At 33.3% G+C, this 16,463-nt stretch carries 15 protein-coding genes and 1 other annotated feature; of the genes, 2 read left to right on the top strand and 13 right to left on the bottom strand.

All coding sequences use genetic code 11. The features are described from left to right. Window positions 1-47 precede the first annotated feature (47 nt). Together EDD66_RS15140 and EDD66_RS15135 are read left to right on the top strand one after the other, a co-directional pair. Complete coding sequence (locus tag EDD66_RS15140; protein ID WP_123610425.1) at window positions 48-578, top strand: CDP-alcohol phosphatidyltransferase family protein; 531 nt, start codon at window positions 48-50, stop codon at window positions 576-578. A 90-nt stretch (window positions 579-668) separates the two neighbouring features. Then, entirely contained in the window at window positions 669-1,217 is a 549-nt protein-coding gene (locus EDD66_RS15135) for a GNAT family N-acetyltransferase (protein WP_123610424.1), read from the top strand. 39 nt (window positions 1,218-1,256) lie between these two features. Here EDD66_RS15135 and EDD66_RS15130 read toward each other — a convergent pair whose 3' ends face one another. From EDD66_RS15130 to hemZ, 13 genes are all read right to left on the bottom strand, one after another. Then, window positions 1,257-1,640, bottom strand: a complete 384-nt coding sequence (locus EDD66_RS15130) for a DUF1062 domain-containing protein (protein WP_123610423.1) — start codon at window positions 1,638-1,640, stop codon at window positions 1,257-1,259. A gap of 236 nt (window positions 1,641-1,876) precedes the next feature. Next, window positions 1,877-2,158, bottom strand: coding sequence for a CD3324 family protein (locus tag EDD66_RS15125; RefSeq protein WP_123610422.1), 282 nt, complete (start codon window positions 2,156-2,158; stop codon window positions 1,877-1,879). Window positions 2,159-2,327: 169 nt separating this feature from the next. Next, window positions 2,328-3,386: an aldose epimerase family protein gene (locus EDD66_RS15120; protein ID WP_123610421.1), complete on the bottom strand. Its 1,059-nt coding sequence runs from the start codon at window positions 3,384-3,386 to the stop codon at window positions 2,328-2,330. A gap of 259 nt (window positions 3,387-3,645) precedes the next feature. Continuing rightward, on the bottom strand, window positions 3,646-4,953 hold the full coding sequence (locus EDD66_RS15115) for a GAF domain-containing protein (RefSeq protein ID WP_123610420.1): 1,308 nt from the start codon (window positions 4,951-4,953) through the stop codon (window positions 3,646-3,648). A gap of 14 nt (window positions 4,954-4,967) precedes the next feature. Then, the gene (locus tag EDD66_RS15110) at window positions 4,968-6,629 is read right to left on the bottom strand and encodes an ASKHA domain-containing protein (RefSeq protein ID WP_170164384.1); all 1,662 of its coding nucleotides are present in this window, start codon (window positions 6,627-6,629) and stop codon (window positions 4,968-4,970) included. 157 nt (window positions 6,630-6,786) lie between these two features. Then, window positions 6,787-6,987: a cold-shock protein gene (locus tag EDD66_RS15105; RefSeq protein ID WP_123610418.1), complete on the bottom strand. Its 201-nt coding sequence runs from the start codon at window positions 6,985-6,987 to the stop codon at window positions 6,787-6,789. 83 nt (window positions 6,988-7,070) lie between these two features. Further along, window positions 7,071-7,385, bottom strand: coding sequence for a DUF1294 domain-containing protein (locus tag EDD66_RS15100; protein ID WP_330511332.1), 315 nt, complete (start codon window positions 7,383-7,385; stop codon window positions 7,071-7,073). A gap of 12 nt (window positions 7,386-7,397) precedes the next feature. After that, on the bottom strand, window positions 7,398-8,735 hold the full coding sequence (locus tag EDD66_RS15095) for an MATE family efflux transporter (protein WP_123610482.1): 1,338 nt from the start codon (window positions 8,733-8,735) through the stop codon (window positions 7,398-7,400). Window positions 8,736-8,858: 123 nt separating this feature from the next. Then, on the bottom strand, window positions 8,859-10,652 hold the full coding sequence (gene aspS / locus EDD66_RS15090) for an aspartate--tRNA ligase (RefSeq protein WP_123610417.1): 1,794 nt from the start codon (window positions 10,650-10,652) through the stop codon (window positions 8,859-8,861). A 233-nt stretch (window positions 10,653-10,885) separates the two neighbouring features. Then, window positions 10,886-12,679, bottom strand: a complete 1,794-nt coding sequence (locus EDD66_RS15085; protein WP_170164383.1) for a heme NO-binding domain-containing protein — start codon at window positions 12,677-12,679, stop codon at window positions 10,886-10,888. Between the two features lie 83 nt (window positions 12,680-12,762). Beyond that, on the bottom strand, window positions 12,763-14,013 hold the full coding sequence (hisS, locus tag EDD66_RS15080; RefSeq protein WP_123610415.1) for a histidine--tRNA ligase: 1,251 nt from the start codon (window positions 14,011-14,013) through the stop codon (window positions 12,763-12,765). 41 nt (window positions 14,014-14,054) lie between these two features. Then, window positions 14,055-14,279 (bottom strand) — a binding site (T-box leader). 6 nt (window positions 14,280-14,285) lie between these two features. Next, window positions 14,286-14,942, bottom strand: a complete 657-nt coding sequence (locus EDD66_RS15075; protein WP_123610414.1) for an HD-GYP domain-containing protein — start codon at window positions 14,940-14,942, stop codon at window positions 14,286-14,288. Beyond that, entirely contained in the window at window positions 14,939-16,462 is a 1,524-nt protein-coding gene (gene hemZ / locus EDD66_RS15070; protein ID WP_123610413.1) for a coproporphyrinogen dehydrogenase HemZ, read from the bottom strand. Before hemZ ends, EDD66_RS15075 begins: the two co-directional genes overlap by 4 nt. Between the last annotated feature and the right edge of the window lies 1 nt (window position 16,463).

Below are 16,463 nucleotides of genomic sequence, written 5' to 3'. Positions count from 1 at the left end.
ACATGACAAATTTTGTATTATGATACCTTAAAGGCGGAGGTGAAAATATGAAAAATATTCCTAATATCATAACGTGTTCAAGAATCATACTATCCATCATTCTCTTTTTTACAGAGCCGTTTCATCTTCCATTTTATATAATGTATATTATAAGTGGGTTTAGTGACATGATAGACGGTTATATAGCAAGAAAAACAAAAGCAGCAAGCATATTAGGAGCAAAACTGGATTCTATCGCAGATCTTACCATGACTGTCGTAATATTTATTAAATTATATCCCATTGTAGATATTCCTAGGTTAATTTTCATCTGGATAGTTATAATTCTGATCCTTCGTCTTCTATCCATGTCCATTGTATTTATAAAATATCACACTTTTGGGATTATACATACTTTCGCCAATAAAGGATCAGGTATTATTTTGTTTTGCTTCCCTATATTCTATCCATTTATAAATACATCCATTTTAACTTATTCTATATGTGCTCTGGCAACTTTATCAGCTGTGGAAGAACTGTTGATTCATTTAACCTCAAAAGAACTAAATATAAATCAAAAGAGTATATTTCATATTTAAAGAATAAAACAACTAAGAACTATAACAGATAATGATTAATATAATAGAGACATTTGTTATACATATTATAATAAAGGAGAGTGATTTGATATGAAGTTTGGCCCGAAGATAATAAAACTAAAAGATGGCAGAGAATGTATTTTACGAAGTCCTGTCCCTCGTGATGCAAAAGCCCTTATTGAGCATATGAAGGGAACTTCTAATGAAACATTATATATGGCCCGTTACCCGGAGGAAATTACGATTACTATTGAAGAAGAGAAAAGATACTTAAAAGAGTTAGAATCTAATCCCAAAAATGTACTGATCTGTGCAACGATAGATGGAAAAATTATAGCATGCGGTGGATTAAACTGCGTAAAAAATCTGATGAAATATATCCATAGAGCAGAATTTGGTATCTCGATCCAAAAAGAATACTGGCACCTTGGAATTGGATCTTCCTTATTATCAGAACTGATCCTTTTGGCAAAAGACGCTGGTTATGAGCAAATTGAACTTGAAGTTATGTGTGATAATGAGCGTGGAATTGGATTATATAAAAAATGCGGCTTTGAGATGATTGGAACAAGAGAAAAAGCCTTTAAATTTAAAGATGGGACATATGGAGATGAATATTTGATGTTCCGCAAATTATAAATGGCTATGAAAATAATGATAAAATCAATAAGACTCAAATTAGGCTGTCCAATATCTAATATGACGCCTGATCTGAGTCCTGTTCTTTCCATATAATATTATATCTGCCTTATTTCTATTATGGATCCCTATATCAAATCCATATTTCTTTGCTAATTTTTTATCATTGGCAATAAATTTCTCATATTCATCTTTGCTGATATCTTTGGGATTGATTCTCTCATAAATTGTCATATTCCATGTGGATCTGCACTGGGAACATTGATAGATCAACCATATATCTATGTGATTACGATTTGCATTCACCCTGAATTTTTCTGTATTGATAAATTCAATCTTTTTGCCGCATTTAGGGCAGTTTCTTGTTACTGCTGGTAACGAATCCAGCTCTATCTCCCATTGAATTTTTTTTAAATAGCTCATCTTGCCTCTCCATATTTTATATTCTGGATATGCAAAAGCTATTTCACTATTTACTTATATTAATGAATAGCCTTTGCTACTCATTAAAAATATCTTCTCTCATAAAAAATCCTCCTTTTTTATTTTATATCCAACCCTATTCTATTGTAATTTATTGCTTAAGGAAACCTCATTCTTATTTAGAAACAAAAATGAGCCAATGGAGTTTATTAACCACACTGACTCATTTCTTTAAATTATTCTCTGTCATTTCTCTTTTCATTTAAAAGAATTCTTTGTATACTTTTTGATGATAAACAATATTTTACAGCCAAAGACTTCACACATATCCCTTTAAGATATTCCTTATATATATTAGAATTTCTTAAACTTAGTTCATATCTTGTATCCGTATTGGTTCCCCATGGCTTTTTATTTTCTTCTTTTCTTGGGATATAAATATATTCACCATCAATATATTTTTGTATTAATTCCACCAATTCTAATGGTAAAACCTGTTCTGCTTTCTGATAGCTCATTTTGCCCTCCTAAATGTTAATCTTCTTAGGAACAGCAAAGGCTATTTAAATATTATACATTTCTTATTTATGATATTATTTGCAATAGCCTTTGCTATGCAAAAATATTATTTCTTCTCATAAAATTCCTCCCACTTTAAAATATTCAGCAGAAAAACCTGGTTATTACTTAAATAGTTGTAAATCGATAAACTGTAGTGTAATCGTATTCTTCTCCTGCCTTAAACAGGCAAGGCTTAAATTCTTTTAGATTACAGGAATTAGGGAAAAATTGAGTTTCAAAGCATACACCATCATAAGGATGATATGCCGCACCTTCTTTGCAATTCTCATTCTCTCCTAAATTATTGCCTGTATAGACCTGCATACCCGGTAAGTCAGTATATACTTCCATTTTTCTTTGGCTGCCTTCGTCAATTAATTCAGCAACTTTGATTATTTCGTCTTTTGATGTCTTAAGGACATAATTATGGTCATAGCCTTTTCCTTGTTTTAATGGAAGATAATCTGCATGAATATCCTGACCAATTGTTTTTAACGTTCTAAAATCCATTGGTGTCCCAGTAACATCACGTATTTCACCTGTAGGGATCAAATCATCTGTTGTAGGTGTAAAATAATCAGAGTCTATCATCATTTTATGATTTAAAATAGTTCCTGACTTATGTCCAGCCAGATTAAAATAAGAATGATTTGTTAAATTAATAAGTGTATCCTGATCGGAAACAGCAAGATATTCAATAACCAATTCATTATCATTCGTTAATGTGTATGTTACACAAATATCCAGATTTCCAGGAAATCCTTGCTCCATATCCGGACTCAGTCTTGAAAACTCTATCGTATCAGAATCTTCCTCTTCAAAATATTCTGTTTCATAAACCATTTTATTATATCCAATAGAGCCACCATGGAGATTATTATTTCCATTATTTTTTTCAAGGTCATAAGTCTTTCCATTAATATCAAAACTGGCATTGCCGATTCTGTTTGCATGACGTCCAATAAAAGAGCCCAGTCCAGGACCATTTTTAAGATATCCTTCTAAGTTACCATATCCTAAAACTACATCATCCAGGTTGCCCTTTCCATCCGGAACCATTAAACTTACTAATACCGCCCCATAATTAGTAAATGCTGCTGACATTCCATTGCGGTTCGTTAATGTATAAAGTTTGATTTCCTCCTTATTTGAAGTTTGTCCAAACTTTTTTATAGTAATGCTCATATTCCCTTCTCCTTTCATACTATTCGGTATCTGTTGAAGTCTTATCCCTAAGCTCGAAAATACCTCCCTAAGTGTTTATATTATACCATAAACAAAAAACGTTTATGGTCCCCCGGGCAATTTTGCCCTTGCAAGCAAGCAAAATTCCCTTCGTGAGTATTATACCATATTATACTAGAAATTCAATTTATTATCATTGTATTAAATCTATCCGGAGCCATATCAACTGCCTCCCTCTGCCAAAAGGGGAATGTGACAGTTAGCAGCCATCCGGTGAATCATTTCCTGGAGAAGCATATTGTAATTGCTTTAATTCCATTATTTCCTGTTCTAATGAATGTCTATAAAAAACACTTTGAATCAGCAAAGTTACATCCTTTAAAAGATTTACTATATCCGGTGTCCATTTTCTCTCCTTCATATCCCCAAAACTTATGATTGCTTTATTATTTCCTCTAACATTCAAGCGGAATAGAAGTAATGCTCTAATATTACTATAATTTAATAATCTTTTAAATTTCTCTTCCTCCTCACCTGAATTTATTAATATATATTCGTTCTTTCTTAATTCCCGGGATATTACATTACGAAGATCACGAAAGGTATCACCTTTCAGTTTACCAACTTTCGTTTTCTTTTTTTGATTCCAGGCATAAAGATATTCCATTTCTTTTTCCTTTGTATAATATTTATATATATTGATATGATCTATATCCACCCGCCTTACAATAGCATCAAAAATCTCACCGAGAATTTGATTATATTCTTTTCCTGATTGGGTGATTCTAAGTAAATCAGCAAAAAATTGATTCAATTTTACCTGCTCTTCATACATATCATAATTTTCTTTTAAAGCAATATAATACTGTTTTTTAAATTCCTCCTTATCTAATACCAGATGGTACACTCCTAATAAGCCTAATACTGTTCCATTTTTATTAAAAAATGGTATTCTATTATTCACAATAAAAACATTATGTCCAGTATCTGTTTTTACCACCTGAAGCATATCATATAAGGGTTCCCTTGCCTTTATAACCCGCAGTTCCTCTACATTGACCATAACTTCAAATTCGAAATTCATAAAATCAATATTCCGAAAATTTGTCTTTTGTATCTCTTCATTGGATAAAGTAATAGAAAAGTCATTTTTAAAACTTTCATTCATACCAAGGTATGATTGTTCTCTATTCTTCCAGTAGATCCTTGGAATTTCATCCTTTAAATATTTACTAAAATTTTGTTTATAGGTATATTCAAAGAAAACAATGCACATATGCTTCTCATCGATATCCACAACATTTACTTCCATATCAATTAATATTGTCTCATATCTGGAATTCATCTCTTGCTTGTATAAAATGAGGCTTCCGTTTGATAATGTCTTTTTAGAAAGTTTAGGCCTTACATTAAATATATCTTTTACATTTCGAATATCATCACCAAGAATTTTTTTTGCAGAATCATTCATTCCAAGTATACGATTTGTCTCATAATAATAGATAAAAGAAGGAAAATGAATGTGATTAAGAAATTCTTTATAATATTGCTTTATGTTTATTTTCATATACTTCTCCTTAGTTAAAATCCAGCAGTGGAACTTGTCTGATGGCTAAAATTTATCCCATCAATATATCTTTTTTGAAATCCATCGTCATTGGCAAGTTCAATATGTTTTACCTTATTACTTATTATTGTTACTTCTTCAATGGTCTTTTCTCCTGATAGAATCGTTACCCCGCCATTTAATGCGCCGTTCCCGATTAGCCTGAATTTCCTTCTGTTAATATCTGGCAGCAGTCCTAATACAATTGCATTATCAATATTTATATTACTGCCAAATGCTCCCGCAATATATATATTGTTTATATCTTTGCTTTCTACCCCTGCTGCTTCAAGTAAAGATATCGTCCCTGCGTTGATTGCAGCTTTTGCCAATTGAACTTCTCTTATATCCTGCTGTGTTAATACTATGTTCCGCCCATCTTTCGAATGTCCCAGAATAAACTTCATTCCATTTTCATTGACAATCCGGGATGCCAAAGAAGAGTCTGTTTCTTCTGACGTTAAAATTCTGCCTGTTTCATCAATGATCCCCTCTTTTATCAGTTCAGCAATTGCGTCAATAATACCGGAGCCACAAATTCCTGACGGATTAATCTCTCCAATAACATCAAGTCTGATATCCTGCTTATCTATATAAACTCCTTTGATAGCACCATCCATTGCCCTCATTCCCTGATAGATAGATGCTCCTTCAAATGCCGGCCCGGCTGCAGTAGAACAGCATATCATAGTACCATCCTTAGAAATTACCATTTCACCATTGGTCCCAATATCTATTATAAGATTGATTCCTTTTTGTTTTTCAAAATCCGTAGCTAAGATACAGCCAAGAGTATCTGAGCCAACGTGTCCATATATTCCAGGAAGTACAATAATTTCACCTTCCAAGCTCATATGGAATTGTTTCTCATCATTAGATAAGTACTGAATATCATAATTGATCTCTTCAAATGGAACTTTGGCTAATCCTTTCAAACTTTTTCCAAGAAAAATATGACTCATTGTTGTATTCCCAAGAATCACACATTTTTTAATTTTATTATAAATCAAATTTCTAAGATTAACATCCTCAATTTTATTGGATTTTAAATTATCTTCATTCAATATTCCACAGCCTGCCAATAAGTCATGAATTAATTCATTACAGCACTCCCGGATCAATCTATGTAAATTATTAAGATGCTCCACAGATTGATTGCAATAACTTATCCTGGAAATAACATCTGCACCGTAAGCTCTTTGAGGATTATTTCTCGCAATTTGTATTAAGCTGTATTGCTTGTCCAGATCAAATAAACAGGCCTCAACACTTGTAGTTCCAATATCAATGGATACCCCATAATTACTTAATTTATCCAGTTCTATTTTCTTTTGTTTTGTAACAGTTGTTCTCTTTCTCGTCTCCTCCGGAACAATAACACAACAATTACTCTCTATCTTCATTCTGCATGATAAGCGCATACCCTTGTTTAATTCTTCATTGGTCAACGACTGCTTTTCTATTTCATCATAATCTTTTATGTTTCCTTTGGTAACTAACATCTTGCATTTTCCACAAGTACCGTTACCCCCACATACTGCATTAACATCAATAGCAGAATCTATGGCAGCTTGAAGTAAGCTGGTACCGGGCTCTACCTTGATTTTTTTATTTACAGGTAAGAATTGAACTTCCATCACGACACTCCCATCCATACAGAATTACTAATACCAAAAAAGGTTATCCTTTCGGATAACCTTTAATCAAGTTCGTTCTTAACAATATAGCTAATTCTGTATAAAAATTATAAAAATTTATATATTAGAAAAAGGCACACTGAATAACTTTATTTGATTAGCATTTTGTAACGTTAGTAGCTTGAGGTCCTTTAGCTCCGTTAACAACTTCAAATTCAACTTCTTGTCCTTCTTCAAGAGACTTGAAACCATCCATGTTAAGTCCTGAATAGTGAACGAAAACATCATTTCCTTGTTCATCAGAGATAAATCCGAAACCTTTTTGATTGTTAAACCATTTAACTGTACCTTTGTTCATGTGTAATTCCTCCAAAATAATAAATATTGTGTTGCAACTATTTACAACAAACTTATAATAACATTGTTTTTGATTTATGTCAATCATTTTTTCAATAATTTGTAAGTATTTGGATTTATATACTTACTATGGAATATTATTGCAATGATTAACAGTTGGAGAAAAAGAATAAACGGAATTCCATAAACAAATTTTTTATGTTTTGTTTTATGGCGGAATGTACTCATTCCCAGTAAGATTCCAAGACATCCGCCAAAATACCCTATGGCAAAAATGGTTCTCTCTTTTACTCTCCATTCATGTCTTTTTGCCCTCTGTTTATCATAACCCATAATTGCAAACCCTATACAATTAATAATAATGATATATGAGATTAAAATATAAAACATCCCGCCCATTTATATTTCTCCTTATGTTTCACTGTCAATCAGTTTTTTTGCTCTTATACGATAACATATATATAGCCATGGTGCAGCTGTAATCCACGACAAAGGACTGGCATAACATACTGCTGCATATCCGAAGATTCCTGAAAATACAAGTGCAATCACAGATCTGGAAACCAGTTCAATCACTCCGCCAAGCAGTGGAATCAGACCATCTCCCAGCCCTTGTAGTGTATTTCGAAAGATAAATAATATTCCTAATGGGAAGAAAAACAAAGCAATCGTATTAAGATATTTTGTCGCATAATTGATCACTTCTTCCTGAGGCTCTGATAAAAACAGGTTAACGAAATACCTGCCAAATAGAAATACCAGAGCACTTCCTATTAAACTTGCAATCAGGCTGATGATCATACATTTTTTAACCCCATCTTTAATACGCTCATATTTCCCTGCGCCAAGATTCTGACCGGTATATGTAGCCATAGTCACCCCTAAGCTTGCCAATGGCATAGTCGCTAAAGGTTCTACCTTGGATGCTGCTGTGAATGCTGCCACAACAGTGGAACCAAAGCTATTAATTGCACTTTGTAATATCATTACCCCTATTGCTGTAATTGAGAACTGAAAAGACATGGGTAATCCAATTTTAAGCAGATGTTTTGCTGTATTACTGTTAAACTTCCAATCTTTCTTTTGAAATTTTAATATAGGGAACTTCTTTTTTATGTATATGAAACATAACAGACCTGAAACTCCCTGGGATATTACTGTTGCATAAGCTGCTCCTGCAACTCCCATATTGAAATTTACAACAAAGGCAATATCTAAAATAACATTAAGTATGGATGCAATAATTAAAAAATATAACGGGGTCCTGCTATCCCCTAATGCACGTAAAATACCTGCAAGCATATTGTAAATGAAAGCTACAATACACCCCATATAGATTATGATAATATAAGTATTGGCATCATCTAAAATATCAGCAGGTGTCTTCATTAACAATAATAAAGATTTAGATGTAAGTACAGATAAAAGTGTAATTATTATTGTAAATGCAGCACATAAATAAATAGACATTGCAACACTGTGTCTTAGCCCATCCTCATCTTTTGCTCCAAACCGTTGAGCTGCCAAGACAGAGAATCCACTGGTTAATCCAATGATAAATCCTAATACTAAAAATGCCAGAGAACCTGTAGATCCCACTGCCGCTAAAGATTTAACGCCCACAAATCTTCCAACAATCAGAGCGTCCACCATATTATATAATTGTTGAAATATATTACCTACTAACAAAGGTAGTGAAAAAGATAATATTAATTTTGTTGGATTTCCAACTGTCATGTCCTTAACCATATCAACGCTTCTTTCAATTTTAAAAATTTTATTTATTTTATTGGAATCAAGTTCAGATAAAATAACCCCGAAATGGATCAACATTTCATTTCGAGGTTATATATGCCTGAATTAAGTTTTCCTTTATAAATTTAAATTATTATTAATACCAATTCCCAGCTCATCTAACTGTTTTGCATCAACCACATTTGGCGCCTCTGTCATAAGACAGGAAGCATCTTTTACTTTAGGGAATGCAATAACATCACGAATGCTATCTTCTTTTGCCATCAACATGATAAGTCTGTCTAAACCAAATGCAAGACCGCCATGTGGTGGAACTCCGTACTTAAATGCATTTAACAGGAAACCAAATCTTTCATAAGCATCTTCTTTTGTAAATCCAAGAACTTCAAACATTTTTTCCTGTATATCATTCTGATAGATTCTAAGACTTCCTCCACCAAGCTCAGTACCATTTAGAACAATATCATAAGCCTTTGCCCTTACTTTGCCAGGATCTGTTGATAATAGATGTAAGTCTTCCTCCATAGGCATTGTGAATGGGTGGTGCATAGCAGTAAATCTTTCTTCTTCCTCAGACCATTCAAGCAATGGGAATTCAGTTACCCATAAGAAATGATAATCATCTTTTTTAAGTAATTCCAATTTATCTGCTATCTCTATACGGAGAGCACCAAGAACATTATACACAATCTTATCTTTATCAGCCGCAAAGAATAATAAATCTCCTGGTTTACCTTCCATAGCTGACACAAGAGCCTTTAGCTCTTCTTCTGTCATGAATTTAGCAAAAGATGATTTATAAGTACCATCTTCATTAATTGCCAGATATGCTAATCCTTTTGCTCCATAACCTTTCGCAAAGTCCACAAGAGCATCTATCTTCTTTCTTGGCATATCGGCCTGTCCGGCAGCATTAATCCCCCGAATGCTTCCGCCATTTTCTAAAGCACCTTTAAATACAGCAAATTCAGTATCTTTAACAATTTCTGATACATTTTTTAATTCCATTCCAAAACGTAGATCCGGTTTATCAGAACCAAAACGATCCATTGCCTCTTTATAAGTCATTCTTTGAATTGGTGTCTGAATCTCTACTCCCAGCACTTCTTTAAATAATTTTTGAAGTAATCTTTCATTTACATCTAAAATATCTTCTATCTCTACAAATGATAATTCCATATCTATCTGAGTAAACTCTGGCTGTCTGTCAGCACGTAAATCTTCATCACGGAAACATTTTGCTATCTGGAAGTATCTATCATATCCAGAGCACATTAACAATTGCTTAAATATCTGTGGAGACTGTGGAAGTGCATAAAAGTTACCAGGGTGCACACGGCTTGGTACAAGATAATCTCTTGCTCCCTCTGGCGTACTCTTATTAAGCATTGGTGTTTCAATCTCAAGAAACCCTTCTTCTGATAAAAATTGCCTTGTTAATGTAGCGACCTTACTTCTCATAATTAAATTTTTCTGAAGGTCCGGTCTGCGCAGATCAAGATAACGATATTTTAATCTTAATTCTTCCTTCGTTTTACTGGCTTCCTCAATTGGAAACGGTGGAGTATCTGCCTCAGAAAGAACACGAAGTTCTTTGGCACGAATCTCTATATCACCAGTTACTAAGTTTTCATTGGTTGCCCCAGAACGAGACTCTACTTTACCAGTAACTGCAATTACAAACTCACTTCTAAGTCTTCCAGCTCTTTCAAAAACCTCTGAGCTAATACTTCCCTCTTCGAATATAATTTGAAGTAATCCAGAACGATCTCTTAAATCGGTAAATACAATACCGCCTTTATTTCTGCTTTTCTGAACCCAACCCATCACGGTTACGGTTTCACCTATATTTTTATTTGATACTTCTGTACATCTATGAGTACGATGCAATCCTTTCATTGACTCTGCCATAACTAATCTCCTTTATACTAAATTACATATTTAGATATTTGCGAAACTCTTAACTGTGTCTATGATTGTTCCAACGTGTACTTTGTCTGTCGTTACTGTTTACTGAAAATGTTTGTACGTTACATACAAATATTTTTTTGTATGTATAAGTCGAACATTTTCAGTAAACTGTAGTAGACAGCCTAAGAACACGGGACATCAATAGACACAGAACAAAGTTTCGCAATTACTTATTAAATTACATATTTCTTTAAATCTTCCTGAAAGTTCTTAATCATGGAATCAAATACAGAAATCTGATTTGTCAGTTCATTAATCTGATCCACATAAATTGCTACATTAGAACTTGCTTCTTCCGTAGATGCTGAATTTTCCTCTGCAATTGCAGCTAAATTCTGAATGCCGTCAAATAACGTCGTAATATTATCAGCCTCCGTTTTAAGATCTGCAGAATTTTGTATTAATAAATCTGCAACTGCTTTAAGATGCTTATTAGATCCACTTGAAGTTTCTACTGCTTTTTTAAGGATTGAATTTTCTGTTTCCAGAACTGTATACTGAGTATCAATACCCTCAACAACCTGACCGATACTTGACGTAAAAATGTTTAAACTAGTATTAATTTGGTCCACTGCGCTATTGGTCTCTTCCGAAAGTTTTCTGACTTCTTCTGCTACTACAGTAAATCCTTTTCCTGCTTCTCCTGCTCTTGCAGCTTCAATAGATGCATTTAAAGCTAACAGGTTAATCTGTTTTGCAATGGAGGATACGATAAGTACGATTTCCTCAATATTATCCGCATTTACTTTTAATTCATCACTATTTTGTTTGATTTCATTAAATTTAGTAAGCATCGTATTAATTTTTGAGGCAGTTTCTTCAACGTTGACAAAACTGCTTTCTATGCTCTCTATTGCTTCTTCTATCTTAACTTTATTCTTTTGTCCTTCATCGGAAAGACGTGTCACATTTTGTACGCTTTCATCAAGGACAGTAATTGCCTTTTCTGTATCTTCTGCCTGAGTAGTAGCAGCCATTGCTACCTGATCGATTACGTCTGTAATATCATCAGAAGCAGAATGCATCGTACTGGATATTTTTGATATGGATGCATTAAAGGTATTTAATTCATCTACGATTGCGTTAAATCCAATAAAATCTTTTTGTATATTCCCTTTGATTGAATTTAATTCATTCATCAGTTCTTCGTATTCATCATGAGAATGTAATATAACGGTTTCTGAAAAATTAGAATTGGTTAATTTCTTTAATTCCTTCATAATAAATTTTATTGGACGATTAAAACAACTTGCTGATATTAAAGATACGACAAATGTGGCAATCCCAATAATTAATGAATTTACCGGATTCATGCTAAGGGCAAAAGATGCAGCTGTCACAACAAGTGTATTCACGATTCCACTCTTAACGGCAGTATTGCGAATAACTCCAAAAGAAAATAAATTATTTATATGATAATTTTTCACAGATTGTATTTCCTTTGAAAAAGTCAAACGTAACTTAGTTTCTTCTTTTGTTTGAGATTCAACCAAAACCTTAATGTCTTCATTAAAATAATGTGCTACTCCACTAATTAAGCCGGTCAGATAATCTCCCATTTCCCGTTTCGAGCGATAAATAAAATGTATGTCATGAGATGAGATAGGAATCACATCCAGAATGGGAGGAACGGAGCCTTTAAATCTCTTCATTACAATTTTATGAACATCATTCATTGATTTTAAGAACTGGTATGCAGATTCATGTCGAAAGAATCCAGGATAAGCTTTACTAAATGTAGAAATATTTTCTTCACCCATAGTAAACCAAATTTCTTGATGGCTTTTTCCACAAGCATTTCCTACGTAATCAACAATACCTTTTGCAACTTTATCATCTACATCTTCCAATGGGTTAAAAAGATGTGTTTCAACTAAACCATTGGCTTTCATAGCTTCATCTACAAGTTTATTTCCATATAATTTTCTACAAGATTCGACCCATGTTGATACTACTGTTCCTTTCATAATCATCTCTCCTTTGTTGGTGACTTGTCTTTAGTAAAGTTCCTCTTGACTTTTAAAAATTAACACTGTCTTTTTTAGATAAATTATTTCTCTTGAAAATAGCGTACAATATCATGGATCTTAGTTTCTGTCTGTTCACCCGTCTCCATATTCTTTATCTGGACTATATTATTAGCCAGCTCGTCCGGACCTAAAATTGCAGTATTTTTAGCCCCAATTTTATTCGCATATTTCATTTGTGCTTTCACACTGCGATCCATATAATCTGTTTCTACTACATACCCTTCATTCCTAAGTGTATTCACCATCTTGTATGCCTCTGCTTTAGCTTCTTTTCCAAGTATACCTACGTACAAATCAATCTGTGGTTCCGGTTCTAACTCTACATTTTCTTTCTCCAGGAAATATAGGATTCTCTCAATTCCCATACCAAATCCAACAGACGGAATATCCTGTTTTTCATCAATTTCGTGTATAAGATTGTCATAACGGCCACCACCACATAGGGTAAAACCATCTTCATTTACAAATTCAAACACTGTTTTTGTATAATAATCAAGGCCTCTGACAATTCCAGTATCAATTTCATAAGGTATATTAAGTTCATCTAATAAACTTTGTAATTCTTCAAAGTGTTCCCTGCATTCCTCATCTAAATACTCTATGGTACGCGGCGCATCTTTCACTATCTCTTTGCAAGAAGGAACCTTACAGTCAAGCACCCTGAGAGGGTTCTTTATCATTCTTTCTTTGCAGGTAGGGCATAAGGTCTCTTTATGCTCATTTAAATATTTAAGAAGTGCTTCATTATAAGTTTTTCTGCAGTTTTTGCAACCAATACTATTAATGTGAAGTTTCGCACCTTTTAGTCCAATTTCTTTAATTAATGTAGTAATTAGCACAATTAATTCTACTTCTGCCAACGGACTTTTAGATCCTACAAATTCAACTCCAAATTGATGATGCTGTCTAAGTCTGCCACTTTGGGGCTGCTCATAACGAAATGCTGGTGTTACATAAAATAATTTCGTCGGACCACTCTCTGCATACATATTATTCTCCAGATAAGCACGAATGGCACCGGCTGTCCCTTCTGGTTTTAATGTAATGCTTCTATGTCCTTTATCTTCAAAAGTATACATCTCTTTTTGAACTACATCTGTTGTTTCGCCCACACCTCTTTGAAAGAGAACTGTATGCTCAAATACGGGTGTAATTACTTCTTTGATATTATAAACTTTACATAATTTTCTGGCAATTTCCTCAATTACTGTTCTTTTATGCATATTACTTCCATACCAATCCTGGGTTCCTTTTGGTCTTTGTGTAATCATCCTACTACCTCCTTTTAAATATAAAAACGTCCCTGACTAATGTCAGGGACGAGAATTTACCCGTGGTACCACCCTGTTTAATTATAAAGATGATGTCTTATAATCCAACTCTAATCCTTTAACGGAGATTCCCCGTATTATCCTACTACTTTCAGATAATAAGCTCCAAGGTGTCTTTCTTGATATATCCTATGAAAAGCTTTCAGTCTTGTCTTTTCTCCCTGTGATAGCAAATATAAAAATACTTTCCTCTTCTATGCATTTACATATAACTATAATTGATTGTAGTAATTAACGATACTTTTGTCAAGGGCTTTTTTATTTGCATTCATAGTAAAGTTCTTTACTTTTTCAAATGCTTCTGAATGGATCACTCTTTGAAAAGCAAGAAAAATCTCCATATCAAAATTCTTTACTTCATCGATCATTAATTCCATGGCCATATTAATATCAAATGCTCTTCTATAAGGTCTTGATGAAATAAGTGCTGCAAATACATCGCAAGTTCTTAATATTCTTGCGCCCCATGGAATAGAACTTCCCTTTAGATTATCCGGGTATCCGGAACCGTCGTAATTCTCATGATGATGATAGATAGCTTCCAGTATTTTTTCATTAAAATCTTTTTCCTTCAGGATATCATAACTATATGTAGAATGCATTCTGACATATTTCATCTCTTCTATCCTTAAGCTGTCTTTTCTGCGGCCATATAGGTATTTACTTAATTTTAGTTTCCCGATATCATGAAGCATTCCTGCAATTGCCATATCATAGCAGAACTCTTCATCCATACCTAACTCCTGGGATAACAAATATGCCAAATTACTAACTACAATACCATGATCTACCGCATCTGTTAAATCCTCTTTTATTATATCTTCAAATTCTTCAACATCTAATAATTGTGCTTCATTCTGAGAAATCATGAAAAATTCCTTTCTATTAATAAATGCTTTCTCTCCATCATCTCATTTACTCGTTCAATGTAATCTTTTACACTTTTCACATTCTCACTTCGCTCTATTAAATCACCATCCTGGGATACGAATTTAGAGGATGCACCGGCTCCTAATGCTATAATCGTGTGTTTTTCTTCCATTATCAGTATATTATAGATTCCTTCTTTCCCTTCCTTAGAGTAACCAATATTCTCTAAATTGTCTGCCATATTCTTCTGCCTATATAAATAATACGGTTTATATCCTGCATTCATTGCATACTCACTTGTAAGAGTGAACATTTTTATAGTATCTGTTGGTGTCATCTCCATATATTGTTCTTTATTCGTATTTAGCCTTGCTGCCCTCTTAATCGCCAAAGTATGCACTGTCAGGCTGTCTGGTTTTAGTTTATCAATTTCATTAAGTGTATATGATACATCTTCATAGTTCTCCCCTGGAAGTCCTATGATCAGGTCCATATTAATATTGTCATGGCCTGTTTGTCTTGCCATATGAAATGCCTCTATAATCTGATCCACCGTATGTTTTCTTCCAATGACGTCCAGCGTCTTTTGATTCATCGTTTGTGGATTAATTGAAATTCTTGTGACACCCTGCTCTTTTAAGACTTTTAGCTTATCTATTGTTATACTATCTGGTCTGCCTGCTTCTACTGTTAATTCTCTCACATGTTCCATAGGAAAGCTAGTCTTTATTTTAACCAATACTCTCTCTAATTGGTCTGCATTAAGAGTAGTCGGAGTTCCACCACCTAAATAGACAGTGATTAATTTTTTATTATGAACCCTTGAGCTTATGTCCTCAATTTCCATGAAGAGTGCTTTAAGATAATCTTCTACTTGATCCTCGTATTTGTCAATAGAATAAGATGTGAAAGAACAATAAAGACAGGTTGTTGGACAGAATGGGATTCCTATATAGATACTATAACCATTCTCATAATCTATTTTATTTAAAATATCATATTCTTTCTTTGCAATATTTACACAAAGATCTGCTTTCTCTTTGGAACACAGATATTCTTCTGACATATGTTTTTTAATATCAGATTCCTTACAATGTTCTTCTAACATCTTCATAGGTATCTTGGTAGGACGGATTCCTGTTAAGGTTCCCCAAGGGAGCAGTTGTCCTGTAACTTCAGATAACATATTGTAGAGAAGACGTTTCAATTCATTTTTATAAATCTTTCTTTGTTCCATTGTTAAATTAAGTTTACCCATAAATGAATTTGTATTTTTAATATCATAAACTACTTCTACGGAATTCTCTAATATAGGTACTCCATTTTTGAAAAATGAAAGACCTATGAAATGCTCCATATACTTTACAGAAATTTTTAATTCAATATCTTCCTTCAACATATTATTATTTAACATATAATCACTATCAATAAATACAAGCTTTTTATCGGGATAAAAAGCTTGTATTAAAGATCTCACGTCATATGCAAATTCATCAATTGATAATTCTACTTGTATCATA

Origin of the sequence: Mobilisporobacter senegalensis, assembly GCF_003752155.1 — a bacterium.
GTDB lineage: Bacteria > Bacillota > Clostridia > Lachnospirales > Lachnospiraceae > Mobilisporobacter > Mobilisporobacter senegalensis.
Note: the sequence above shows the minus strand (reverse complement) of the source record. Positions and strands in the feature narration are given on the sequence as shown.